At 63.5% G+C, this 22,060-nt stretch carries 21 protein-coding genes and 7 tRNA genes; 12 read left to right on the top strand and 16 right to left on the bottom strand.

The annotated features are described in order from the left end of the window. Positions 1-96: 96 nt before the first annotated feature. From BN1136_RS07245 to orn, 6 genes are all read right to left on the bottom strand, one after another. Positions 97-172: transfer RNA gene (locus BN1136_RS07245), tRNA-Gly, on the bottom strand. A 24-nt stretch (positions 173-196) separates the two neighbouring features. After that, positions 197-272: transfer RNA gene (locus tag BN1136_RS07250), tRNA-Gly, on the bottom strand. A 26-nt stretch (positions 273-298) separates the two neighbouring features. Then, positions 299-374 (bottom strand) — tRNA-Gly (locus BN1136_RS07255). A gap of 33 nt (positions 375-407) precedes the next feature. Next, positions 408-483 (bottom strand) — tRNA-Gly (locus BN1136_RS07260). Between the two features lie 36 nt (positions 484-519). Beyond that, positions 520-595: transfer RNA gene (locus BN1136_RS07265), tRNA-Gly, on the bottom strand. Positions 596-772: 177 nt separating this feature from the next. Next, on the bottom strand, positions 773-1,318 hold the full coding sequence (gene orn, locus BN1136_RS07270; RefSeq protein ID WP_043762411.1) for an oligoribonuclease: 546 nt from the start codon (positions 1,316-1,318) through the stop codon (positions 773-775). A 91-nt stretch (positions 1,319-1,409) separates the two neighbouring features. Here orn and rsgA point away from each other — a divergent pair, with 91 nt between their 5' ends. Genes rsgA through BN1136_RS07295 form a run of 5 tightly spaced genes read left to right on the top strand, consistent with a single transcriptional unit; the run spans position 1,410 to position 4,247 of the window. Then, positions 1,410-2,444 carry a small ribosomal subunit biogenesis GTPase RsgA gene (gene rsgA, locus BN1136_RS07275; RefSeq protein ID WP_043762412.1) on the top strand — a complete coding sequence of 345 codons (1,035 nt, stop codon included), beginning with the start codon at positions 1,410-1,412 and terminating at the stop codon, positions 2,442-2,444. A gap of 28 nt (positions 2,445-2,472) precedes the next feature. Then, positions 2,473-3,345: an archaetidylserine decarboxylase gene (gene asd, locus BN1136_RS07280; protein ID WP_043762413.1), complete on the top strand. Its 873-nt coding sequence runs from the start codon at positions 2,473-2,475 to the stop codon at positions 3,343-3,345. Next, complete coding sequence (locus tag BN1136_RS07285) at positions 3,342-3,590, top strand: VF530 family protein (protein ID WP_043762414.1); 249 nt, start codon at positions 3,342-3,344, stop codon at positions 3,588-3,590. The genes asd and BN1136_RS07285 overlap by 4 nt, the downstream gene beginning before the upstream one ends. A gap of 4 nt (positions 3,591-3,594) precedes the next feature. Next, on the top strand, positions 3,595-3,846 hold the full coding sequence (locus BN1136_RS07290) for a DUF2960 domain-containing protein (RefSeq protein ID WP_043762415.1): 252 nt from the start codon (positions 3,595-3,597) through the stop codon (positions 3,844-3,846). A gap of 2 nt (positions 3,847-3,848) precedes the next feature. Continuing rightward, the gene (locus BN1136_RS07295; RefSeq protein ID WP_043762416.1) at positions 3,849-4,247 is read left to right on the top strand and encodes an SH3 domain-containing protein; all 399 of its coding nucleotides are present in this window, start codon (positions 3,849-3,851) and stop codon (positions 4,245-4,247) included. Between the two features lie 66 nt (positions 4,248-4,313). Here the strand turns inward: BN1136_RS07295 and BN1136_RS07300 are convergent, their stop codons facing one another. Then, positions 4,314-4,808: a hypothetical protein gene (locus BN1136_RS07300; protein WP_025325936.1), complete on the bottom strand. Its 495-nt coding sequence runs from the start codon at positions 4,806-4,808 to the stop codon at positions 4,314-4,316. Positions 4,809-4,974: 166 nt separating this feature from the next. Between BN1136_RS07300 and BN1136_RS07305 the strand changes: the two genes are divergently transcribed. Further along, the gene (locus tag BN1136_RS07305; RefSeq protein WP_043808279.1) at positions 4,975-6,948 is read left to right on the top strand and encodes a putative bifunctional diguanylate cyclase/phosphodiesterase; all 1,974 of its coding nucleotides are present in this window, start codon (positions 4,975-4,977) and stop codon (positions 6,946-6,948) included. Between the two features lie 122 nt (positions 6,949-7,070). Here BN1136_RS07305 and rraB read toward each other — a convergent pair whose 3' ends face one another. Continuing rightward, positions 7,071-7,418, bottom strand: a complete 348-nt coding sequence (gene rraB, locus BN1136_RS07310; protein ID WP_197068428.1) for a ribonuclease E inhibitor RraB — start codon at positions 7,416-7,418, stop codon at positions 7,071-7,073. A gap of 482 nt (positions 7,419-7,900) precedes the next feature. Here rraB and BN1136_RS07315 point away from each other — a divergent pair, with 482 nt between their 5' ends. The 4 genes from BN1136_RS07315 to BN1136_RS07330 all read left to right on the top strand — a co-directional run bounded on the left by BN1136_RS07315 (position 7,901) and on the right by BN1136_RS07330 (position 11,097). After that, a complete protein-coding gene (locus tag BN1136_RS07315) occupies positions 7,901-10,114 on the top strand; it encodes an immune inhibitor A domain-containing protein (protein ID WP_231557845.1) in 2,214 nt (737 codons plus the stop codon). A gap of 203 nt (positions 10,115-10,317) precedes the next feature. Then, entirely contained in the window at positions 10,318-10,782 is a 465-nt protein-coding gene (locus BN1136_RS07320; RefSeq protein ID WP_043762423.1) for a hypothetical protein, read from the top strand. A gap of 156 nt (positions 10,783-10,938) precedes the next feature. Then, positions 10,939-11,014, top strand: a tRNA-Phe gene (locus tag BN1136_RS07325). 7 nt (positions 11,015-11,021) lie between these two features. Continuing rightward, a tRNA-Asn gene (locus BN1136_RS07330) sits at positions 11,022-11,097 on the top strand. A 59-nt stretch (positions 11,098-11,156) separates the two neighbouring features. On the opposite strand, the gene BN1136_RS19765 is transcribed toward BN1136_RS07330, so the two are convergent. Then, positions 11,157-11,378 carry a hypothetical protein gene (locus BN1136_RS19765; RefSeq protein ID WP_081843829.1) on the bottom strand — a complete coding sequence of 74 codons (222 nt, stop codon included), beginning with the start codon at positions 11,376-11,378 and terminating at the stop codon, positions 11,157-11,159. 165 nt (positions 11,379-11,543) lie between these two features. Beyond that, positions 11,544-11,678: a hypothetical protein gene (locus tag BN1136_RS20585; RefSeq protein WP_081843827.1), complete on the bottom strand. Its 135-nt coding sequence runs from the start codon at positions 11,676-11,678 to the stop codon at positions 11,544-11,546. A gap of 242 nt (positions 11,679-11,920) precedes the next feature. Between BN1136_RS20585 and BN1136_RS07340 the strand changes: the two genes are divergently transcribed. After that, positions 11,921-13,198, top strand: coding sequence for an alpha/beta hydrolase (locus BN1136_RS07340; protein WP_043762425.1), 1,278 nt, complete (start codon positions 11,921-11,923; stop codon positions 13,196-13,198). A 93-nt stretch (positions 13,199-13,291) separates the two neighbouring features. Next, positions 13,292-16,855: an ATP-binding cassette domain-containing protein gene (locus BN1136_RS07345; RefSeq protein ID WP_043762426.1), complete on the top strand. Its 3,564-nt coding sequence runs from the start codon at positions 13,292-13,294 to the stop codon at positions 16,853-16,855. Between the two features lie 142 nt (positions 16,856-16,997). Here BN1136_RS07345 and BN1136_RS07350 read toward each other — a convergent pair whose 3' ends face one another. The 6 genes from BN1136_RS07350 to trmB all read right to left on the bottom strand — a co-directional run bounded on the left by BN1136_RS07350 (position 16,998) and on the right by trmB (position 22,030). Further along, positions 16,998-17,207 (bottom strand): YgdI/YgdR family lipoprotein, encoded by a 210-nt coding sequence (locus BN1136_RS07350; RefSeq protein WP_043762427.1) that lies wholly within the window; start codon positions 17,205-17,207, stop codon positions 16,998-17,000. 109 nt (positions 17,208-17,316) lie between these two features. Next, the gene (locus BN1136_RS07355) at positions 17,317-18,498 is read right to left on the bottom strand and encodes a S8 family peptidase (RefSeq protein ID WP_043762429.1); all 1,182 of its coding nucleotides are present in this window, start codon (positions 18,496-18,498) and stop codon (positions 17,317-17,319) included. A gap of 124 nt (positions 18,499-18,622) precedes the next feature. Next, positions 18,623-19,906 (bottom strand): rhodanese-like domain-containing protein, encoded by a 1,284-nt coding sequence (locus BN1136_RS07360; RefSeq protein ID WP_407921447.1) that lies wholly within the window; start codon positions 19,904-19,906, stop codon positions 18,623-18,625. Positions 19,907-19,941: 35 nt separating this feature from the next. Further along, positions 19,942-20,862, bottom strand: a complete 921-nt coding sequence (gene glsB, locus BN1136_RS07365) for a glutaminase B (RefSeq protein WP_043762432.1) — start codon at positions 20,860-20,862, stop codon at positions 19,942-19,944. A gap of 95 nt (positions 20,863-20,957) precedes the next feature. Further along, a complete protein-coding gene (locus tag BN1136_RS07370) occupies positions 20,958-21,290 on the bottom strand; it encodes a YggL family protein (RefSeq protein ID WP_043762434.1) in 333 nt (110 codons plus the stop codon). A 26-nt stretch (positions 21,291-21,316) separates the two neighbouring features. After that, positions 21,317-22,030, bottom strand: coding sequence for a tRNA (guanosine(46)-N7)-methyltransferase TrmB (gene trmB / locus BN1136_RS07375; RefSeq protein ID WP_043762435.1), 714 nt, complete (start codon positions 22,028-22,030; stop codon positions 21,317-21,319). Between the last annotated feature and the right edge of the window lie 30 nt (positions 22,031-22,060).

The following is a 22,060-nucleotide window of genomic DNA, read 5'->3' on the forward strand; positions in this document are numbered from 1 at the left end:
GCGCGGATCATGCTCTACCAACTGAATGTGGCAATGATTGTATTGATAAACTGGGTTCGTGAACTTGGGGGAGAGATATTGAATTTGAAGAGAGATTGGAGCGGGAAACGAGACTCGAACTCGCGACCCCGACCTTGGCAAGGTCGTGCTCTACCAACTGAGCTATTCCCGCAACAGGATGTCATCTGCAAGTGATTGGAGCGGGAAACGAGACTCGAACTCGCGACCCCGACCTTGGCAAGGTCGTGCTCTACCAACTGAGCTATTCCCGCATCGGAATATCACTCACAAATTTTTTTGGAGCGGGAAACGAGACTCGAACTCGCGACCCCGACCTTGGCAAGGTCGTGCTCTACCAACTGAGCTATTCCCGCAACATTAGATTGTCTTGAGGCTGTGCTGATGATTGGAGCGGGAAACGAGACTCGAACTCGCGACCCCGACCTTGGCAAGGTCGTGCTCTACCAACTGAGCTATTCCCGCATCGGGCTGGTTTGCACCAGTGTCATCATCAGATTTTGGAGCGGGAAACGAGACTCGAACTCGCGACCCCGACCTTGGCAAGGTCGTGCTCTACCAACTGAGCTATTCCCGCAAAACCTTAAAACAGGCCGTACAGCATTTGGTTGCTTGCGCTACTGTACGGGAGCCGAATTATAAGAGCAGACATTCCAATTGCAAGGGCTTTTTTGTCTGGTTGCAGCCGTTCGCTCAAAAGCTGGTCGAACTGCCGATTTTAGCAACCGGATGATGACAAACCCTTGCCTATCACTCAGATTTTGAACACCTGAGCACGGTAGAACTGCAGTTCGGCGATGGATTCGCGGATATCGTCCAGCGCCTGGTGGGAGCCGCTCTTCTTGAACTGATCCAGCAGCTCGGGCTGCCAGCGGCGCACCAGCTCCTTGATGGTGCTGACGTCCACGTTGCGATAGTGGAAGAAGGCCTCCAGCTCGCCCATGTGCTTGACCATGAAACGGCGATCCTGGCCGATGCTGTTGCCACACAGCGGGCTGGTGCGCTCCGGTACCCACTGGCGAATGAAGTCGAGGGTCTCGGCGACAGCTGCCGCCTCGTCGTGCTGGCTCGCCTTCACCCGGGCCACTAGGCCGCTCTTGGTGTGGGTGTTGACGTTCCACTCGTCCATCTTGGCCAGCTCTTCATCGCTCTGGTGAATGGCGATGACCGGCCCTTCGGCCAGCACGTTCAGGTCCTTGTCGGTGACGATGGTGGCGATCTCCAGTACCACATTCTCTTCGGGGTCCAGACCCGTCATCTCCATGTCGATCCATACCAGGTTCTGCGCGCTGACTGTCATGATTGCTCTCTCTATTGGGAGGAATGGCGGAATTTTGCCAATTTGCATGTATCATACTGGCTTTGGATCTGTTCATAAACTGGCAAACCCCGTGGCAAAGAAAGCAAAACTCAATCTGGGTCAACAAAGGCGCGTCCAGGCCAACCGCGAGCGGCGACTGCAAAAAGAGCACACCACTGTGGTGGATGACACCCTGTTCGGGCCCGCCATCGAGGGGGTGGTGATCAGCCGCTTCGGCCAGCATGCAGACGTGGAAGCGAGCGACGGCACCATCCACCGCAGCAACCTGCGGCGCAGCAGCATCAGCAGTCTGGTGTGCGGCGACAAGGTGGTGTGGCGCCCCGGCCTCAATGCCGCGACTGCCGGCGTCATCGAGGCGGTGCACCCGCGCCACTCGGTACTGACCCGGCCGGACTTCTACGACGGGGTCAAACCCATCGCCGCCAACATCGACCAGATCATCATCGTCTCGGCGGTGATGCCGGAGTTCTCCACCAACATCGTCGACCGCTATCTGGTGGCGGCTGAAGACGTGGAGATACGCCCCCTTATCGTGCTGAACAAGGTCGACATGCTGGACGATGCCGCCCGCGTGCGCGTCGAAGGCCAGCTCGAGACCTACCGCAAGCTCGGTTACGAGGTGCTGCTGGTGAGCTGCGAGAGCGGCGAAGGGCTGGATGAACTCAAGGCTGCCCTGACCGACAAGATCAGCATCTTCGTCGGCCAGTCCGGGGTGGGCAAGTCGTCCCTCACCAACGCCCTGATGCCGGGGCTGGACGTGCTCACCGGCGAGATCTCCGAAAACTCGGGGCTCGGCCAGCACACCACCACCACGGCGCGGCTCTACCACTTCCCGAGCGGCGGCGATCTCATCGACTCCCCCGGGATCCGCGAGTTCGCCCTCTGGCACCTGGAAACCGACCGCATCACCTGGTGCTTCGTCGAGTTCCGAGACTACCTGGGTGGCTGCAAGTTCCGCGACTGCACCCACAAGGACGATCCCGGCTGCGCCCTGCGGGCCGCCGTCGACGGTGGCGCCATCAGCGCCGATCGCTTCCACAACTATCACCGCATCCTGGAAACCATGCAGGAAGCCCGCCACGGCCGCCAACAGGCGCGGCTGTGACCCTTATTCAACCAAATCGATGACGAACATGAGCATTACTGACAACCTGAAGATTGCCGGTCAATACTGTCTGCCCAAACACGCCCTCTCCCGCCTGATCGGCAAGCTCGCCGCCGCCGAAGCCGGCAGCCTCACCACCAGGGTGATCGAGGCCTTTATCAAGCAGTACCAGGTCGACATGAGCGAGGCCCAGCACGAGAGTCCGGCCCACTACAAGAGCTTCAACGCCTTCTTCACCCGCGAGCTCAAGCCCGGCATCCGCCCAGTGGTCGAGGACGCCATGACCCTGGCCCTGCCGGTGGATGGCACCGTCAGCCAGCTCGGCCCCATCCATCAGGGCCGCATCATCCAGGCCAAGGGCCACGACTACAGCGCCCGCGAGCTGCTCGGTGGCTATGAGGATCTGGTGGCACCGTTCAAGGATGGGGACTTCGCCACCATCTACCTGGCGCCCAAGGATTACCACCGCATCCACATGCCGCTGGACGGCGTGCTGGAGAGCATGGTGTTCGTGCCGGGGGATCTCTTCTCCGTCAACCCGCTCACCGCCGAGAACGTGCCGAACCTGTTTGCCCGCAACGAGCGCGTGGTCGCCACCTTCCGCACCCCCCATGGCCCCATGGCGCTTGTGCTGGTCGGTGCGACCATCGTCGCCAGCATCGAAACCATCTGGGCCGGCAATATCGCGCCGACAAAGCAGAAGGAAGTGGTGCGCTGGGACTACACCGGCGACGAAGCCATCACCCTGCAAAAAGGCGCCGAGATGGGGCTGTTCAAGCTCGGCAGCACAGTCGTCTGCCTGTTTGGCCCGGGCATGCTGGCGGGCTTCGAACCCCACCTGGCCAATGGCGTCACCACCCGCATGGGTCAGCCCTTTGCCAAGCTGGCGGAGCAGGCATGAGCGATCAACCCGCTTCCCAGAAGAACAACCCGCTGCACGGGCTGACCCTGGAGGCGATCGTCACCGCCCTGGTGGCCCACTACGGCTGGGAAAAGCTGGGGCAGGAGATCGCTATCCGCTGCTTCACCCAGGATCCCAGCATCAAGTCCAGCCTGAAATTCTTACGAAAAACGCCCTGGGCACGGGAAAAGGTCGAGAGTCTCTATCTGTACGTTCAGCGCAAGCAGGCCAAAGAGAAGGAGTGACGCCATGGCGTTCAAGATTACCTACACCTACAAGAAGCAGGCCCGGGAGATTGGCTACGCCAACGACAAGTTCAACAGCATCTATGACGCCGTTGCCGCCGCCGAGGGGATAGACCTCTCCCGCTTCCACGCCATGGAAGAGCAGCTGGCCCAGGTGTGCCGCCGCGACAAGAAGAGCGTGAAGGATTACCGGGAGAACTACTTCAAGGAGCTGGGCTTCTCCAACATCGTCATCGAGCGGGATCCCAAGGAGTAAGCATGCGCACCCTGACCCTGATGGCCGCCTCCCTGCTGCTGGCGGCCTGCACCACAGCGCAGACCCCCACCGTGGGTGCAGACCGCGACAAGCACGGCTGCATCGGCAGCGCGGGCTATCAGTGGTCTGCCCTGACCGGCCAGTGCGTACGGCTGTTCGAGCAGGCGGTGCGGTTGGCACCGCTCGACGCCGGGCAGACCGGCAGCGCCTTCGTGCTGTTCAGTGGCGATCAGAGCGAGGCCGAGCTGACCCTGCCAGGCGGCGAGCAGATCCGCCTGACCCGTCAGGGGGAAGAGGGTGGCTGGTCCTGGCAAGGTGGGGCCTATCAGCTCTATCCCTGGAAGGGCTATGTGCTCAAATCCGGCGAGCGGGCGCTGTTTCACGGCGACCTAACCCCCTGACCCTGTGCCCGGAAACAAAAAACCCCGTTGCCTGCAACGGGGTTTTTTCATGGTGCCTGACAGAGATCAGTTGCCTAGCGTGGCGAACAGGCTCTGCTCCAGGCTGCCGCGGGAGACGCACACCGGAGTGATGGAGGGGGCCAGCACCCGCTCGCCGGAAGACTCGACGAAGTAGAGCTGGGTGTTGCCCTTGACGTTGACGGTCGCCACGCTGTTGTTGCCGCTCTGGGTGATGATCAGGTTGATCTGCAGGTTGGGGTTGCCCAGTGCGACCTTGGAACCCATGGTGCCGCAATCCAGCCACTCCAGCCCCTCGGCGGAGTTCTCGACGTTGGCAGTCATCAGGCCGGAACCGCGCTGACTGTTCTCGATGTTCAGACCATGATCGCCAAACCACTTCTCGGCGCGGGCCCATACCAGATCCACCGGGATCGCCATCTCCTGGGTGTTGTTGGTTGCCTTGGCAACCGGAGGGGTATAGCGGTACTGCTCGCCACCATTGTTGTCGCTTGCACAACCTACCATCAACAGGGCCAGGGCGCCCCCCATTATCTTCTTCATGCTGCTTCTCTCGTCCATAAGGCCATAGGCCAACCGGCGGCTATTATGGCGATCGCGACACAGACTGTCAGCAGGGATCGCTACAAATGACTGACTCTTAACCCAAGCTTTACAAAACTGGCCTGTTATCATAGATTTGCTCGAAATCTCACCCGTGAGTGCTCACGTGAATTCTTTCCTGAACCTGGCGCTGCTGCAGCAGATCATCGACCAGCTACCCATGACTATCTTCTGCCGGGATACCAGCGGACGCTACCTGTTTGCCAACATGGCATTCGCCAGGGAAGCCGGTTTGCAGCACCCGGACGACGTCATCGGCAAGCGCGATGCCGAGATGCCCTGGGGGGATGTATTCCGCGAGGAAGATGACCGCCTGCTTGCCGAAGGCAGGCCCCTGCTGAATCAGCAGCTCCATTGCCACAACGGCGCCGGCGCCAACTGGATGGAGATCCACAAGGTCCCGCTCTATGACGAGCACGGCAACCCCATTGCCCTCTTCGCCATGATCAGTGCCATCGATCAGCGCAAGGAGCTGGAGCAGACCTACCGCCAGCAGCAGCTGCTGCAACGCCGCCTGCTGGATGCCATCCCGGATCTGATTCGCCTCGAGGATCACCAGGGCGTACTCATCGACTGCAATCAGGCCTTCCTCGATTTCATGGGGCTCATGGCCGGCGAGGCCCTCGGGCGGCGCGTGCCGCCCCGGCTGCCTGTCGAGCAGACCCTGGGACAGGGGGAGTACTGCGTGGTGGACGCCCAAGGCAAGGGACGCCATCTGGAGATCACCCGGGTCGAAGTGCCGGACGACGAGGGCAACTCCCTTGGCATTCTCACCCTGAGCCGCGACATCACCGGACTGCGCACCACCCAGGCCCAGTTGCAGCAGGAGCAGCACTACGACAGCCTGACCGGTCTGCTCAAGCTCTCCCACTTCCTCCAGACCAGCCGCCACCTCGGTGCCCGCAAGGCCAGCCTGCTGCTGGTCGATCTGCAGCATTTTCGCGAGATCAACGATCGCTTCGGCATCCGGGTCGCCGACCGCCTGCTCAGCCAGGTCGCCCGCCGTCTGCAACGCCTGGCGCCGCCCCAGTCCCTGCTCTGCCGGGTGGCCGCCGATGACTTCGCCCTGCTGCTGCCCGAGCTCCCCCTCTCTCTGGACGAGTGGAGCCGCAACCTGCAAGAGGAGCTGATGGTTCCGTATCAGGTGGAGGAGCACAGGATCCAGATCCCGGTGTTCCTCGGCATCGCCCATGGCAAGGCCAAGGATGCCGAGCGGCTGCTGAGCCACGCCGAGGCCGCCCTTGCCCAGGGCAAGCGCCAGCAGCATCACTGCACCCTGTTCGATCCGGAACTCGACGCCAAGCTCAAGCGCCGCCAGCTCATCGCGGCCCAGCTGCCGCTTGCCATCAAGGCGGCCGAGCTGACCGCCGTCTACCAGCCCATCATCTGCACCCACAGCAATCGGCTGCACGGGGCCGAACTGCTCTGTCGCTGGCCCCATCCGGAATTCGGCATGATCTCCCCCGACGAGTTCATCCCGCTGGCGGAAGAGCTCGGGCTCATCGGCCAGCTCGGCCAGCTGATGCTGGAACTGGGCTGTGCCCAACTGGCCCGCTGGCAGGTGGCGGCGCCGGATCTGGTGCTCTCCGTCAACCTCTCGCCGCTGCAGTTCCGCGATCCCGAGCTCTGCCCGCAGATCTTCGACTGCATCGAGCGCCACGGGCTCGCCCCCTGGCAACTGGAGCTGGAGATCACCGAGGGGGTACTGATGGAGAACGCCGACGAGATAGAGAGCAACCTCGCCTGCCTGATCGAAGCGGGCTTCCAGCTCGCCATCGACGACTTCGGCACCGGCTACTGCTCCCTCGCCTACCTGCCCAGACTCCAGGTGGCGACCCTGAAGCTGGACCGCAGCTTCACCCAGGGGCTGGCCACGAACCAGGCCACCACCGCCATCGTGCGCTCCGTCATCGGGCTTGGGCACGAGCTCGGCATCAAGATCACCGCCGAAGGGGTGGAAACGGCAGAGCAGCAGGCCTGGCTGGTGAAGGAGGGTTGTGATCACCTGCAGGGCTACCTGTTCAGCCGTCCCCTGCCCCCGGCCGAGTTCGCCCGCAACTATCAGTTGCCGACGGACTGACACGCCGGCAACGAACAAGGCCACCCTGAGGTGGCCTTGTTCGTTTTGCAAGGAGTGGCACTATGCACCGGGGCGGACGCAAGATCCGGGCCCCTCGCCCTGCTTTCCATCCGCCGGGCGGTTTACTCCTGGAAGTAGGTGCCCCAGCCGTCGTAATCCACGCCGTATTTTTCCAGGATAGGCAGCATCTTCTCGATGTCGGCGACTATGGTCTCGATATCCAGCTTGCACTCCACCATGGCGTCGAAGCAGAAGATGGTGGCGCCGTCGTCCAGTTCCATCTCCTCGGCGTCGGTCACCTCGAAGCCAGCCTTGAACAGATCGACCGCCGCCTTCTCCAGCAGCTCGAACTTCTGGCAGGCAAAGTGGTGCTCAATCTCGTAATCCAGATCCGGATTGCTGCCATCGGCCAGCAACTCGTTGACGATGGCGGTGGTCTCTTCGCGCCACTCTTGCAGATTGGTATTCATATAAACCCCAGACGGTGTTGGATGAAGGTCAGCCCCTGCCGGCGGACGCGCCGTGGCGACGTCATTCCGGTTTCCGGGGCATGATTGCGGCAAAGCATACCCGCACAGCGCAGCAGGCTCAATCTATGGGGCAAGATAACTGCCCGCGCCCTTCCCTCCCAAATGGTGGTGCCCGCCCAAAACGTTAAAAAAGTGTAAAGCCCCAGCCGAAATCAAGTTCCCAATGGATATGGTTGTCACGACGTCCTCCTGCGCCATCACTGCGCCAAATTCACCGCCTCACCCAGTGTTTTCCGCCTCTCCCGCCAGGATGACAAGGCGGCCGTCCGGAGGTATCAAGGGACGCGGGTGAAACACCGCCCGCACGGAAAAGGAGCCCGCCAGGCTCCTTTTTGATCATGTGAAGGAGCACATTGATAATGCCTAATAAAACAATAATGAGCCTGCTTGTCGGCTCAACCCTTATGATTGGAAACCAGGCCATGGCCGCCCCGGTCCACGGTCCGTTCGATGCCCCCCTGGCCGACGAGGTGAAGGTGCTGGAGATGCTCAAGAAGAGCGGCCGCATCCCGACCCTGGCCTCCCCCGAGCAGGAGCAGGCCGCCCTGGCTCGCTTCTATCGCGAGAAGTCGCGGGCCTATCAGGGCAGCAGCGGCACTCTGGCGGTGAAAGAGGGCAAGGTACGGGAGACCATCCTCAAGAAGATCCGCCTGAACGGCACCGCCCGTCCCGGCGATCGGGTGCCTACCCTGCTGCTCAAGTCCATCGAGCGGGAGCACTACCAGGGCCAGATGCGCAAGGACAAGATCCTCGCCATCCTGGTGGACTTCCCCGACTACCCGAAGAACAGCGTGCGCCCCGAGCTCACCAAGATGTACTACCCGGACTACACCCCGGCGCACTACAACGATCTGCTGTTCTCGTCCAAGGGCTATGCCGGCCCGAACGGCGAGCGGTTCACCTCCATGCGCCAGTTCTACGAGCAGCAGTCCGGCCAGAGCTACAGCGTGCGCGGCCAGGTGGCGGGCTGGTATACCGCCAGCAAGAACGCCGCCTACTACGGTGCCAACGCCACCCCTGACACCATCCGGGATCTGGTGAAGGAGGCGCTGATCCAGGTGGCGGGCGACCCCTCCATCAATCTCGCCCAGTTTGACCAGGAGGATCGCTACGATCTCAACGGCAACGGCAACCGGAACGAGCCGGACGGCCTCATCGACCACCTGATGATCTTCCACTCCAGCGTCGGCGAGGAGGCCGGGGGCGGCGATCTCGGCGAAGACGCCATCTGGGCCCATCGCTGGAACCTGGGGGCCCCCTACCCCATCCCGGGCACCAGCAGCCCGAGCCAGAACTTCGGCGGCCAGTTTGCCGCCTACGACTACACCATCCAGCCCATCGATGCGGCAGCCGGGGTCTGTGCCCACGAATATGGTCACGATCTCGGGCTGCCGGACGAGTACGACACCAAGTACACCGGCAAGGGGGAGCCGGTGGCGACCTGGTCCATCATGTCCTCCGGCTCCTGGGCCGGGGTCATCGGCGGCACCGAGCCAACCGGTTTCTCCCCCTGGGCCAAGGAGTACCTGCAGGCCTCCCTCAGTGGCAACTGGCTGCACGGCAGCAATGTCCACGTCGACGATCTCGGCCCGCGCGGCAACGTCTACATGCTGGATCAGGCCAACGACAAGGGGCGCAACGACGACGTGGTGCGCATCAACCTGCCGGCCAAGCAGGTCCCCCTCAACCCGCCCTACGCCGGCCAGTACGAGTACCACGGCGGCAAGGGCAACAACCTCGACAACCGCATGAGCCTCACACTGGATCTGGGCGGCAAACAGAGCGCTAGCCTGAGCTTCAAGGCCTGGTACCAGATTGAAGAGGGGTACGACTACGCCAGGGTGCTGGTCAACGGCGAGCCCATCGCGGGCAACCTGACCACCAGCGACGATCCCAACGGGATCGGTTTCGGGGTCGGCATCACCGGCAACTCCAACGGCTGGACCGATGCCGAGTTCGACCTCACCCCCTGGGCCGGTCAGCAGGTCACCCTGACCCTGCAATACCTGAGCGACGGCGGCGTGGCCGAGAACGGGCTGTTTGTGGACGAGCTGCAGATCCTCGCCGATGGCGACACCCTGCTGAGCGACGGGGCCGAAGGCAACTCCCCCTTCACCCTCGCCGGCTTCGTGAAGAGCGACGGCAACGAGGCCAAGGATCACTACTACCTGGCCGAGTGGCGCAACCATGCGGGAGTGGACAAGGGGCTGGCCCACATCAACGTGGCCGACCAGCTGATGCGCTACGAGCCGGGCATGCTGCTCTGGTACGTGGACAGCAGCCAGGCCAACAACTGGGTGGGTGTCCACCCGGGTGAGGGCTTCCTCGGGGTGGTGGACGGGGATCAGCGTACCCTCAAGTGGAGCGACGGCGCCGTGGCCAGTACCCGCTACCAGATCCACGACGCCACCTTCAGCCTGGGCTTCCAGCAGCCGCTCAACCTCAAGCACCCGAGCGGCTCCCTGCTGCGCGACTTCTGGATCACCCCGAACCGGGTGTTCAAGGATTCCCGCAGCTACCAGAGCCAGGAGATCCCGGATGCCGGTCGCCTGCTGCCCGAGTACGGGCTCAAGATCAGCGTCACCGGTCAGGCCCGTGACCTGAGCACCGGGCGGATCATCGTCAGCCGCCACTGAGCACGACACTTCTGACAAGGGGGCCTGGGGCCCCCTTTTTCATGCCGGCAGCACCACGACACCGGATGAGCCCTCCCTCGACACTCGCCCCTCCCGCCAGACACATCCCCGTATCGACCTATCCCCCTCTTCAGATCAATTCATCAACATGGCCGACGTGCTAGCCTGTTTCTCCCTGCAAATCCGCTGCAATAAGGATTCCAATGACCACCAGCAAGAGGGTCACGACCGATGACCATCAGCCTAAACGCTTCCGTCCCCATGGCCTGGTGGAGTATGTGGTTCTGGATAACATCCTGGTATGTGAAGCCATAGGTCCATTTAATCTGGAGCTGATAGGTTCTGCAGTCTCTGTGGAGAGCCCACTGATAGACACCCTGGTCAAACAGGGAAAGTGGGGGGATGTGGTCGTCTTCAAGCAAAGCGCCATGGCGAGCCTCGAAGTACTCTCCTCCCTCACCGGGTATCTGCGCTCGCTCTCCACGTCGATGAAAATGCCCTCGGCAACGGCGTTGGTCATCTCCCCCGAGATAGAAGGCTCGAGGATCATGGCGCCCCATTATCGGAAGTGCTATGCCGATGCTGGTGTAGAGGTTGCGGTCTTCGATGACGTCGATGCCGCACTCGCGTGGATGCAGAACCGGCTGGGGTCATCACCCGCCCGATGAATCCCCCTGATTTTTCAGTTAGATGAATTGATGGCGCAGATCTCTCGCAGTTCTGGATATTATCTCGCCACTTGGTTCACCCTATGCAAAAACATGCCAGAAACTGGGGCTTCAAGGTTGACACCCCAGTCCAGAAAGGGTTTAATGCGCGCCGTTGCCCAGATAGCTCAGTCGGTAGAGCAGGGGATTGAAAATCCCCGTGTCGGCGGTTCGATTCCGTCTCTGGGCACCAAGACTCTTCCTCCGTAGTTCAGTCGGTAGAACGGCGGACTGTTAATCCGTATGTCACTGGTTCGAGTCCAGTCGGAGGAGCCAAATTCGAAAGGCCCGCTCATCGAGCGGGCCTTTCTGCATTCGTCATTCCCCATGTCAGGCTAATAATGGTTTTCGTCGCCGTGCCACACGTGACCGGCCGAGCAGGCACGGGCCACCTCGTGGCAAGGGTCATCCGCATGGCGGCGGAAGAAGTGCTGATCCTGTTGCAGCAGGTGCGAACTCATCGAGTGGCTAATGCCGGCCAGTGCCTCGCCAGCGGTCAATCCTGCAACCCGGTGATCTGTGGCCAAATGAGCCAGGACTTTTTCACGACTGTTCATGATCGCCTCCCTCTGTTGATCTCGTCGTAATTTGACCATAGCAGCAGCGCTCGGCATACCGCAAACCCGCGCCAGCAAAGGGCTCCAGGCTAGTCCTCACTATACTGACAGGCACCTGGCATGAAAAAAGCCCGCTCATCCTGAGCGGGCTTTTACGCCAATGTGCTAACCGCCGTTGCAGGCCGCCAGCAGCAGGGTGGCCCCGCAGGTGGCGCTGAAAACCAGCAACCCCGCCTGCAACACCCCCTCCGGATCCGTCTGTTTCCTTTTCTTCCTGAACCTTGTCCATCTAGGCTTCATCGAGCCCGCTCCATCCTGTTTCGTGCCCCTCGGGGCATATACCCCTGCCCGCTCGGCAGGCCGCTCATCTTTGTCCGGGGAGTGAACGCCGTCAATGACCCCGGCACAATAATCCTGCCCGCCTCTCCCGCCATCACAGTCACACATCAGCTTGTTAACAATCAGGAAAACTGGCGTGACCCGCCTGTGTACCAGGGCTATGATGAGGCCGACGATTTCCGCCGACCCCAGGGAGACCCCAGATGAGCAGCCCCTTGCACTATGTGCTGGATGGCATCCATTGCGAGCCACACTTCTTCACCGTACCCCTCGACCACCAGCGACCGGAGGACGAGGAGACCCTTACCCTGTTTGGCCGCACCCTCTGTCGCAAGGACAAGCTGGACGATGACCTGCCCTGGCTGCTCTATCTGCAAGGGGGGCCGGGCTTCGGCGCCCCGCGTCCCACCGCAAACGGCGGCTGGATCAAGCGGGCCCTGCAGGAGTTTAGGGTGCTGCTGCTCGATCAGCGGGGCACGGGTCACTCCAGCCCCATCAACGCCGACGCTCTGGCAGGGATGACCCCCAGTGAGCAGGCGGACTACCTCGCCCATTTTCGCGCCGACAGCATAGTGCGGGATGCCGAATACATCCGCGAGGTGCTGAGCCCGGATCGCCCCTGGAGCCTGCTCGGCCAGAGCTTCGGCGGCTTTTGCAGCCTCACCTACCTCTCCCTGTTCCCCAGGAGTCTGCACGAGGTCTACCTCACCGGCGGCGTCGCTCCCATCGGCCGCACGGCGGACGAGGTCTATCGCGCCACCTACCAGCGGGTGGCGGACAAGAACCGCGCCTTCTTCGAGCGCTTCCCCCATGCCCAGGCGCTGGCCAACCGGCTTGCGAACCACCTGCACCACCACGACATGCGCCTGCCCAACGGCCAGCGCCTGACGGTGGAGCAACTGCAGCAGCAGGGGCTGGATCTCGGCGCCACCGGTGCCTTCGAGGCGCTCTATTACCTGCTGGAAGACGCCTTCATCGGCGAGCGCCTCAACCCCGCCTTCCTCTATCAGGTGCAGGCCATGCAGCCGTTCAACACCAACCCGGTGTTCGCCATCCTGCACGAGCTCATCTATTGCGAAGGGGCCGCCAGCAACTGGGCGGCCGAGCGGGTCAGGGGCGAGTTCCCTGCCCTGGCCTGGGCTCCGGGCAAGGACTTCGCCTTCACCGGCGAGATGATCTTCCCCTGGATGTTCGAGCAGTTCCGCGAGCTCATCCCCCTGAAGGAGGCCGCCCATCTGCTGGCCAAGAAAGCGGACTGGGGACCCCTCTACGACCCGGTGCAGCTGGCTCGCAACCGGGTGCCGGTGGCCTGCGCCGTCTATGCCGAGGACATGTACGTGGAGTTCGACTACAGCCGCGAGACCCTGAAGGGCCTGGGCAACAGCCGCGCCTGGATCACCAACGAGCACGAGCACAACGGCCTGCGGGTCGATGGCGAGCAGATCCTGGACAGGCTCATCCGTTTGAACCGGGATCGCTGATCCCGCGCGGGCACGGCCCCGCACCCAACAAATCGAGGGCGGCCCATGAGCCGCCCCGCCCATGGAAGCAACACAAAATAATAAGGACACCCATTGGATCATCCGGAAATCTCGGCCGGCTGGCTGAGTCGCCTCTTCTATCACTGGACGGGCCCGCTGCTGCGCAAGGGGCTGATCCAGCCCCAGGTCAGCCTCGACGATCTCTATCCCCTGCTGCCGGAAGACAGGCGTGACGACCGCGCCGATGCCTTCCTCGCGCTCACCGCCCGCCAGCCGGTGCGCCCCTGGCCCATCATGGCGTTCATCTGGCGCCACTATCGCGGCCGCATCGGCCTGCTCACCCTGCTGCAACTGCTCGGTATGCTGGCGACCCTGGCCAGCCCCTGGCTGCTCAACCACAGCATGACCCAGCTCGGCAGCGGTGCCGGCACAGGCCACAAGCTGCTGCTGGCCTTCGCCCTGTTTGCCTCCGTGCTCGCCGCCGGCATGCTGGCGGAGCACTCCCTCCAGCTGGCGCTCAAGATGCACGTTCCCATCCGCCGCCTGCTGGCCGAATCCCTGCTCGCCAAGGTGATGAAACAGGGGGGCAAGAGCTTCGACGATCGGGCCGGCGGCCGGGTGCAGAACCTCATCAACCGGGACGTATGGGACATTACCTGGATCCTGGCGGACCCCGCCATGCCGCTCACCATGGCATTGCAGCTGGCCGGCACCATAGCACTGCTGGTATGGCAGGTGGGCAGCGCCGGCCTGGTGGGCTTTGCGGTGCTGACCTTGTTGCTGCTCGTCTCCACCCGGGTGGTGCGCCGCATGAACCAGCAGGAGCAGCAGCTCAAGCGCCAGCAGGACGAGCGCAACGGCATCCTGGCGGAGTACATCAAGAAGCTGAGGCTGGTGCGCCAGAACGGGCTCGGCCCCTTCTTCACCCGGGCGGCCAACGCCAAGCGCCAGCAGGAGCTGGGGGTGCTGGGCCGGGTGCTCAGGCTCGATGCCATCAACGAGAGCCTGATGCTGAGCACCCCGCTGCTGGTGACGCTCGCCACCTTCACCACCTATCTGGCCTCGGGTCAGAACCTGACCCTGCCCCAGGTGTTCACCACCATCGCCCTGTTCGCGGTGCTGCGCATTCCCATGATGCGGCTGCCCTACCTCATCCGTACCCTGATCAACTTCAACACCGGCTTCAACCGGCTGTGCGACTTCCTCAACAGCCCGGAGCAGCACAGGGAACTCAACGACCCCAGGCTGCCGACCGGCAGCCTGCACCTGACAAACGTCACCGCCCTGCACCAGCAAAAACCGGTGCTGCAGGAGGCCAGCCTCGCCATCGAGCCGGGGGAGCTGGTGGGGATCACTGGCCCCACCGGGGCGGGCAAGAGCTGCCTGCTGCATCTGGTCGCCGGTTTCGACAACGGCTTCGAAGGGGAGATCCGTCGCCACGGCCGGGTCGCTCATCTGGGTCACAAGCCCTGGCTGATGAACGACACCATCCGCAACAACATCCTGTTCGGCCAGCCCTGGCACGAGGAGCACTATCAGTGGGTGCTGGGGGCCTGTGCCCTCACCGCCGACCTCGAGCTGCTCGACCACGGGGATCAGACCCTGGTGGGTGAACTCGGCACCCGCCTCTCCGGCGGCCAGCAACAGCGGGTCGCCCTGGCCCGCGCCCTCTACGCCCGTGCAGACATCCTGCTGCTGGATAACCCCTTGTCCGCGCTCGATCCCGTGGTCGCGGCCCAGGTGCTGGCGCAGGGGCTCGCCTTCAGACCGGGGCCGACCCGGCTGCTGGTGAGCCACGACCCGGATGTGCTGGCCCATTGCGATCGGGTGATCCGCATCGAGCAGGGGCGACTGGTGGAGCTCGATGCCCGCCAGCTGGCGGATCTCGCCGCACACCCGCAGCCCGCCCCCCCGATACCGCCTCAGGAGGCGGAGCAGTTCAGCGAGGAGAAGGTGGTGGAAGGCAAGGTGGACTGGGGCCTGTTCGGCTTCATGTGGCAGCGCCTGGCCGCCCCCGGCGCCATCCTGATCGCCCTGCTGCTCACCCTGGGCCAGGAGGGGCTGCGCATCGCCTCGGACCTCTGGCTCGGCGGCAAGGCCGAGGTGAGCGAGGTCGCGACCCTGCTCGGCATCTATGTGCTGCTGGGGGCGGGATCGCTCGCCTGCATCATGGTGGTGCGGGTCATCAACTACAAGCTCGGCCTCAAGCTGGCCTGGACCCTGTTCGACGGCATGCTGGGGCGCATCAGCCGCGCTCCCATGGCCTTCTTCGACAAGGTGCCCCAGGGACGCATCCTCAACCGCTTCGACCGGGATCTGGGGGAGGCCCAGGAGATCCTGCTCTCCATGCTGATGGGGCTGTTCGGCATGCTGGTGTCGGTGGCGCTGCAGGTGGTGGTCATCGGCATCAACATTCCCCTGCTGCTGCTCATCGCCCCCCTGGTGGGCTGGGCACTCTATGTGCTGCAGCGCCGCTACCGGGCGGTGCAGCTCAAGCTGCGGCGCCAGTCCTCGGTGCTGCGCTCCCCGCTCTACATCAGCATCAGCGAGACCATCCGCGGTGCCCCCGCCCTGCGCCTGGCCGGGGCAGAGCGCTTCGCCCTGGATCAGGTGCTGCACCACTACGACAACAACCTGCGCAGCTGGTACACCACCACCTCCATCAACCGCTGGCTCGGCATGCACCAGACTCTGCTCTCCGCCTCCCTGGTGGGGGTCGTGGCGCTGATGGTGGCCTTTGGCAACAGCCCGCTGCTGGGGGCCGTGGCCATCACCTACGCCTTCACCGCCTCCGCCATGCTCACCTCCCTCATCCGCACCTTCGCCGAGGTGGAACAGGTGATGAACGCGGTGGAGCGGGTGCGCGAATACAGCGAGATAGAGAGCGAACGCCAGGAGGGGGAGCCGCTGGCCACCCCGCATCCCAGGGTGCGCTTCGACAACCTGGGACTGCGCTATCCCCAGGCCAGCCAGTGGGCCCTGCACAGGGTCAACTTCGAGCTGGCCCCCGGCGAGAAGGTGGGGGTGTGCGGCCGCACCGGGGCGGGCAAGAGCTCCCTGCTCGGGGTGCTGCAGGCCATGTATCCCGCCACCCAGGGGGAGATCTTCTACGGCGAGCAGCCGCTCTCGGCACTTGCGCCGGAGGCGGTACGGGATCTCTACGACACCGTCTCCCAGATCCCCCTCACCTTCTTCGGTACCCTGCGGGCCAACCTAGCCCCCCTGACCGAGCATGACGACGCGGCACTGGAGCAGGCCCTGGCCCGGGTGGGGCTGGCCGAGCGCTGCGCCGGCCGGCTGGACGAGGAGCTCGACAAGCTGCAGCTCTCCGCCGGCGAGACCCAGTTGCTGGTGATCGCCCGCATCCTGCTGTCGCGCCGCCCGCTCATCGTGCTGGACGAGGCGACCTCGGATCTCGACCACGGCGGCATGCGCAAGATGGCGGAGCTGCTCTATCGCTACCGGCCCGAGGCCAGCTATCTGGTGATCGCCCACCATCTGGAGCCGCTGCTCTCGGTGGACAAGGTGGTGGTGATGGAGGCAGGCACCGTGGTTGAGCAGGGCTCGCCGGTCAGCCTGCTGGCCAATCCGGACTCCCGCTTCCATCGCCTGTTCGCCGGCCAGGTCAACCGCCAGGTGGAGGAGATCGATCTCTAGCGCGGATGCCGGTCGGAAGGGGGATGAGGGCAGCCTGAACAGCAGCTAGGGAGGGCATTCTTCGTCATTCACACGCCAGGCAATGGAAAGGGGCATCTCCTGCGAGATGCCCCCCATGACTCTATCTGGCAGACGGACCGGCTCAGCGCTCGATGATCTGGGTGATGTCGTCCTTGTTGATATGCATCTCCCGCCCTTCTTCATCGTAGTAACGATACATGCCTGTGCTGTCATCCAGCCTGGGCTTGCTGTCGGTGGTAATCATCTTCCCGTCCCGGGTACTCATGATGTATTGGGAGCTGCATCCCGCCAGCGCCAGGACACACACCAGGAACGTCATCAGTGGTTTCATCGCCTGTTTCGCCTCCCTGTTCACCCTCACCACGAGGGCCCTGACTGAAGTCTAGCCCAGCCAGATACACCCGGTTGCTGTGATGGTGGAATATAACGTCAAGGATCAACTACTTGCGCCCACCCGGCTTGCTGCTGCCTGTGCCCCCCGTCCCCGGGCCACAACCCAGCGCCAGCCTGTCTGCCGCGGCCTTCGCCTGCACCAGGCCGTAGCCATAGCTGTTGTCGCGCCCGAGCGTACCCAAGTCCTGGGCACTGCTGCGCAGGGTCTGGCGCAGCTGATCGTTGCTGCACTCCAGCCGCTGCGACCAGACCAGGGCGGCTACACCGACCACGTGCGGCGTCGCCATCGAGGTGCCGCTGTAATAGGCATAGCCGGACGGCACGGTGGAGAGCACGGAGACGCCCGGAGCGGCCAGCTCCACCTGATCGTTGCGCTGGGAGAAATAGGCCAGCTGCTTGCTGGCATCCACGGCGGCCACGCTCACCACGCTGTTGTAGGAGGCGGGATAGGACTTGCTGGTGTTGCCCGCATTGCCCGCCGCCGCCACGCTGAGCACATTCTGGCCGTAGGCCTGGTTGAACGCCTGCTCCTCGGTCTTGCTCGGCACACTGCCCCCCAGGCTCATGTTGATGACCATGCGGGTGAAACTGCGGCTGCTCATCCCTTTCTTGCAGGCATTGAGTGCCCCCACCAGGTTGGAGGAGTAGGCCCAGCCGTTGGCTCCGAACACCTTGACGATCTGCAGCGGCACGATCTGCTTCGGCAACACCCCGACCACGCCTGTCTCGTTGCCCCCCACGGCGGTGATGGTCCCAGCCACATGGGTACCGTGGCCGTTCTCGTCGCTGTTCCAGGTGCCGGTACCGGCATCATCGTAGCCCTGTACCTGGGTTCCCTGGGGCAGGTCCGGGTGGCCGCCGCTGTAACCCGAGTCGATGATGCACACCAGCACCTCGCCGGCGGCGGCATCGCTCAGTTGCGGCGCCTGCACCATGGGAATGCCGTAGGGCAGGCTCTCTGCACTGGCATAGCGCTTGGCATCCGGTTCGACCCAGAGCACGTTGGGATTGCGCGCCAGTGCCGTGGCAGCCGCACCCGGCAACCAGAGCGCCAGCGCATGCTGCTCGGGCAGTTGCAATGCCAGCTCGCCCCCCAGTCCCTGGCTCTGGGCCAGCACGGCCGCCTCCGCTCCCGGCTTCAACTGCACCAGATAACGAGCCCGCTCGGCCGCCATGGCCCCCTGCCCCAGCATCCCTGCTATCAACAGACCAGTCCATATCCGTTTCATCAGCCACTCCTCACATCGATCTGAAGTCCCTGCGCCAAAAGTGTAGTGTTCCGCCGCCACCGGCACCCATGCGGCAATAAAAAAGGCCGGACAGGGGTCCGGCCTTGGCGACAGTGGCTGCCTGTCAGTGGGCGGGCTTGCGCTCGCCGGTGACGATGGGATTCTTGGGGTCCGAGCTCCACTCGTACCAACCGCCGTCATAGACGCTGATCCGTTTCCAGTCCATCAGCCAGGCGTAGAAGAAGGCTTCGGAGGCGCGCCAGCCAGTGCCGCAGTAGAAGGCAGCCTGCTGGGTCGGCTCGATGTTCCACTCATCCCACATGGCGAGGATCTCCCGGGCCGGCTTCATGGTGCCGTCCGGATTGTGGAAGTCGCTCATGCTGTTGGCGTCCACGCCACCACGACCCCACTTGGCACCAGGAATGTCACCCTTGGGCTTGATGTAGCTGTAGCCCGAGGTGTTGCCGATGAACTCGTCCCAGGTCCGCACGCTGACCAGGGCGCCGTCAGGCTGCTTGAGCAACTCTTTCGCTTGACTCAGGGTGGTGTAGTACTCGGGGTGAGCCGGGATGGCGACGCCGAACTCCTTGGCCGGTTTGAAGGTGTTGGCCAGACCGGTCTCGGTACGCAGGTGCTGCACGAACCAGGCCTCCAGGCCGCCATCCAGCAGGCGCACGTCCTCGACGCCGGCATACATCATCAGGTGCGCGGCCCGGGCCGCCGCCATGGTGTTGCGGCCATAGAGGATGACGGTGGTATCGTGACGGATGCCGTTCTCCAGCAGCAACGCCTTGAGCGCCTCGTCAGAGACCTTGTTCCACAGCGGCTCCGCTTCCAGACGGTTGGTGTCGATGTAGCCCGCCCCCGGAATGTGGCTCAGCAGATAGGCCTTGGGAGAGCCCCAGTCCACTTCAAAGACCTTCCACTCCCCCTTGGGCGCGGCGACGACCGGCTTGCCCGCCTGCAAGTCCGCCAGCCAGAGCGGGTGGACCAGCTGCTGCCAGCGCGCCAGACGCTCCCGGGGGGCCTCCTTCCAGCCCTGCAGCTCGAACAGCTGCTTGATGCCCTGCTGGCGCAGCAGGCGGGCCACCTCGGCCACTTCCCGCGGGGCGCCGTAAAGGGCGACCGGCAGCTCCGCCTTCAGCCCCTTGCTCGCCAGCGCCTTGGGCCACTCCTCGTCACTGTATTTCCACTCGGCGGAGAGCTGCTCGGCGCCCGCCACATGGCCCCCCTGGGTCTCCCCTTCCATGGGCCAGCCCTGATAGAAGTAGCTGGCACGGGTATCCAGGATCACCGCCTGTTTCGCCTTGGCATCCGCCAGGGAGAGGGGGGGCAGTTCCGCGGCCAGGGCAGGCCAGGTACTCCAGAGCAGCAAGGCAGCCAGCGCGGCCCGCCACACACCTGTCATTCGTTTCATGATGTTGTCTCGATGCTAGTGAAAAATTAGAAGATGGAGCGACCCAGGCGCTCTGCCAGCAGCTCCAGCGCCGCCGTCCCCGCCAGGGAGTTGCCCGCCTTGTTGAGTTCGGGCGACCAGACACAGACGCACAGCTCCCCCGGGATCAGCGCCATGATGCCGCCCCCCACCCCGGACTTGCCCGGCATGCCGACCCGATAGGCGAAGTCGCCCGCCTCGTCATAGAGGCCACAGGTGGCGAGCAGGGCGTTGACCTGTTTGGTGGTGCGGGCCGGCAGCAGCGGCGCCGTCTCATTGAGCGGGACGCCACGGTTGGCCAGATAGATGAACGTCCTGGCCAGGTCGACGCAGCTCATGCGGATGGCACAGGCATTGAAATAGCTCTGCAGCACCTTGTCCACCTCGTTTTCGAAGTTGCCATAGGCCTTCATCAGATAGGCGATGGCGGCGTTGCGGGCGGAGTGCTGGTACTCGGAGCGGGCGACCACCTGATCCGCCATGATGGCCGAGTTGCCCGAGAGCCGGCGCGCCAGCTCCAGGGTGCGCTGACGCGGGGCGGTGAGCCGGGTCTCCAGCAGATCGCTCACCACCAGGGCACCGGCGTTGATGAAGGGGTTGCGGGGAATGCCGTGCTCGAACTCCAGCTGGACGAGGGAGTTGAACGGCTGGCCGGAGGGCTCCTTGCCCACCCGGGCCCAGATCTCCTCCTCCTGATAGAGGGTGAGGGCCAGGGTCAGACTCAGGGCCTTGGAGATGCTCTGGATGGAGAAGGGCTCGAAGGCGTCACCTGCGGTGAACAGCTCCCCCTCCACGGTACAGACCGCGATCCCGAGGCGGTCGGCCGGCACCTGGGCCAGGGCCGGAATGTAATCGGCCACCTTGCCCTGCCCGAGCAGCGGACGCACCTCTTCCAGGATGCTGGCCAGTAATTCGGATGACAACACCATTGGCAATTCCATGACGTGAGACGGGGTGAGAACAGCCCACCGACAAAAATCCCGCCGACGGCGGGATTTTTCTATCTGCCCGGGGCAGTCTGATATCAGGCCGGCTCGCCGTACCAGAGATCGAACAGTTCGGTGACCACCACGGCCTCCAGTCCCTTGCCTTCCAGCCAGGATTTGACAGCGGTACGGTCTTCCTCGGTGCACTTGCCGAGTTGCTGGGTGCAGATCATGCCTTCCCAGGCCAGGTGACCGGAGCCGGCGAAAGCCAGCTTGCGAGGTTCGATCACCTCGTCGATCAGCGCATCGACCACGGCATCAATGGTCTCTTCGGCGGTGCCGACCGGGAAGTTGAAACCGATGTCGAACCCCATTTCCTGGAATTCGTCGACGCGCAGTTTCTTACGCAGGCGGCGGCTACGATTGGCCATGCTAGCTCCTTAGTTGATACGTTGACTCAGTTGACTCGTTTGAAAATCAGATCCCAGACACCGTGGCCCAGACGGTGGCCACGCTGCTCGAATTTGGTCAGCGGGCGCCACTCGGGACGGGGCACCCAGTTGCCGGTGGCGGAGGTGTTCTCGTACCCCTCGGCGGCGCTCATCACCTCCAGCATGTGCTCGGCGTAGTTTTCCCAGTCGGTGGCCATGTGGAATACACCACCGATGGCCAGCTTCTGGCGAATGGCCTGGGCAAAGGCCGGCTGGACGATGCGGCGCTTGTGGTGACGGCTCTTGTGCCAGGGATCCGGGAAGAAGAGCTGCAGGCAGGCGAGCGAGCCGTTCGGGATCATGTGCTCCAGCACTTCCACCGCATCGTGGCAGAGAACGCGCAGGTTGGTCACACCGGCTTCCTGAGCGGTGCCGAGGCAGGCACCCACGCCCGGGGAATGCACCTCGATGCCGATGAAGTTCTTCTCGGGGGCGTTCTTGGCCATCTCCACCAGGGAGGCACCCATGCCGAAACCGATCTCCAGCACCACGGGGGCCTCGCGGCCAAACAGCGCGACCAGGTCGAGCTGCTTTTGCTCAAAATCGATGCCCATGACCGGCCAGAGATCTTCCAGGGCCTTCTCCTGCCCCTTGGTCAGGCGGCCTTCGCGACGGACGAAGCTGCGGATCTTGCGCATGAACTTGCCATCTTCGTTAAACACATCTTGGGTCACAGACATAGTAAATTGCTCGTTCTTTCATCGCTCTGG

Source organism: Aeromonas taiwanensis, from assembly GCF_000820165.1.
Taxonomy (GTDB): Bacteria; Pseudomonadota; Gammaproteobacteria; order Enterobacterales; family Aeromonadaceae; genus Aeromonas; species Aeromonas taiwanensis.

Excerpts from the sequence above, each read along its gene's own strand:
- orn (WP_043762411.1), bottom strand. The coding sequence starts at position 1,318 with ATGACAGTCAGCGCGCAGAACCTGGTATGGATCGACATGGAGATGACG.
- asd (WP_043762413.1), top strand. The coding sequence starts at position 2,473 with ATGAGCATTACTGACAACCTGAAGATTGCCGGTCAATACTGTCTGCCC.
- BN1136_RS07285 (WP_043762414.1), top strand. The coding sequence starts at position 3,342 with ATGAGCGATCAACCCGCTTCCCAGAAGAACAACCCGCTGCACGGGCTG.
- BN1136_RS07290 (WP_043762415.1), top strand. The coding sequence starts at position 3,595 with ATGGCGTTCAAGATTACCTACACCTACAAGAAGCAGGCCCGGGAGATT.
- BN1136_RS07295 (WP_043762416.1), top strand. The coding sequence starts at position 3,849 with ATGCGCACCCTGACCCTGATGGCCGCCTCCCTGCTGCTGGCGGCCTGC.
- BN1136_RS07300 (WP_025325936.1), bottom strand. The coding sequence starts at position 4,808 with ATGAAGAAGATAATGGGGGGCGCCCTGGCCCTGTTGATGGTAGGTTGT.
- rraB (WP_197068428.1), bottom strand. The coding sequence starts at position 7,418 with ATGAATACCAATCTGCAAGAGTGGCGCGAAGAGACCACCGCCATCGTC.
- BN1136_RS07315 (WP_231557845.1), top strand. The coding sequence starts at position 7,901 with ATGGCCGCCCCGGTCCACGGTCCGTTCGATGCCCCCCTGGCCGACGAG.
- BN1136_RS07320 (WP_043762423.1), top strand. The coding sequence starts at position 10,318 with ATGACCACCAGCAAGAGGGTCACGACCGATGACCATCAGCCTAAACGC.
- BN1136_RS19765 (WP_081843829.1), bottom strand. The coding sequence starts at position 11,378 with ATGAACAGTCGTGAAAAAGTCCTGGCTCATTTGGCCACAGATCACCGG.
- BN1136_RS20585 (WP_081843827.1), bottom strand. The coding sequence starts at position 11,678 with ATGAAGCCTAGATGGACAAGGTTCAGGAAGAAAAGGAAACAGACGGAT.
- BN1136_RS07340 (WP_043762425.1), top strand. The coding sequence starts at position 11,921 with ATGAGCAGCCCCTTGCACTATGTGCTGGATGGCATCCATTGCGAGCCA.
- BN1136_RS07350 (WP_043762427.1), bottom strand. The coding sequence starts at position 17,207 with ATGAAACCACTGATGACGTTCCTGGTGTGTGTCCTGGCGCTGGCGGGA.
- BN1136_RS07355 (WP_043762429.1), bottom strand. The coding sequence starts at position 18,498 with ATGAAACGGATATGGACTGGTCTGTTGATAGCAGGGATGCTGGGGCAG.
- BN1136_RS07360 (WP_407921447.1), bottom strand. The coding sequence starts at position 19,906 with ATGACAGGTGTGTGGCGGGCCGCGCTGGCTGCCTTGCTGCTCTGGAGT.
- glsB (WP_043762432.1), bottom strand. The coding sequence starts at position 20,862 with ATGGTGTTGTCATCCGAATTACTGGCCAGCATCCTGGAAGAGGTGCGT.
- BN1136_RS07370 (WP_043762434.1), bottom strand. The coding sequence starts at position 21,290 with ATGGCCAATCGTAGCCGCCGCCTGCGTAAGAAACTGCGCGTCGACGAA.
- trmB (WP_043762435.1), bottom strand. The coding sequence starts at position 22,030 with ATGTCTGTGACCCAAGATGTGTTTAACGAAGATGGCAAGTTCATGCGC.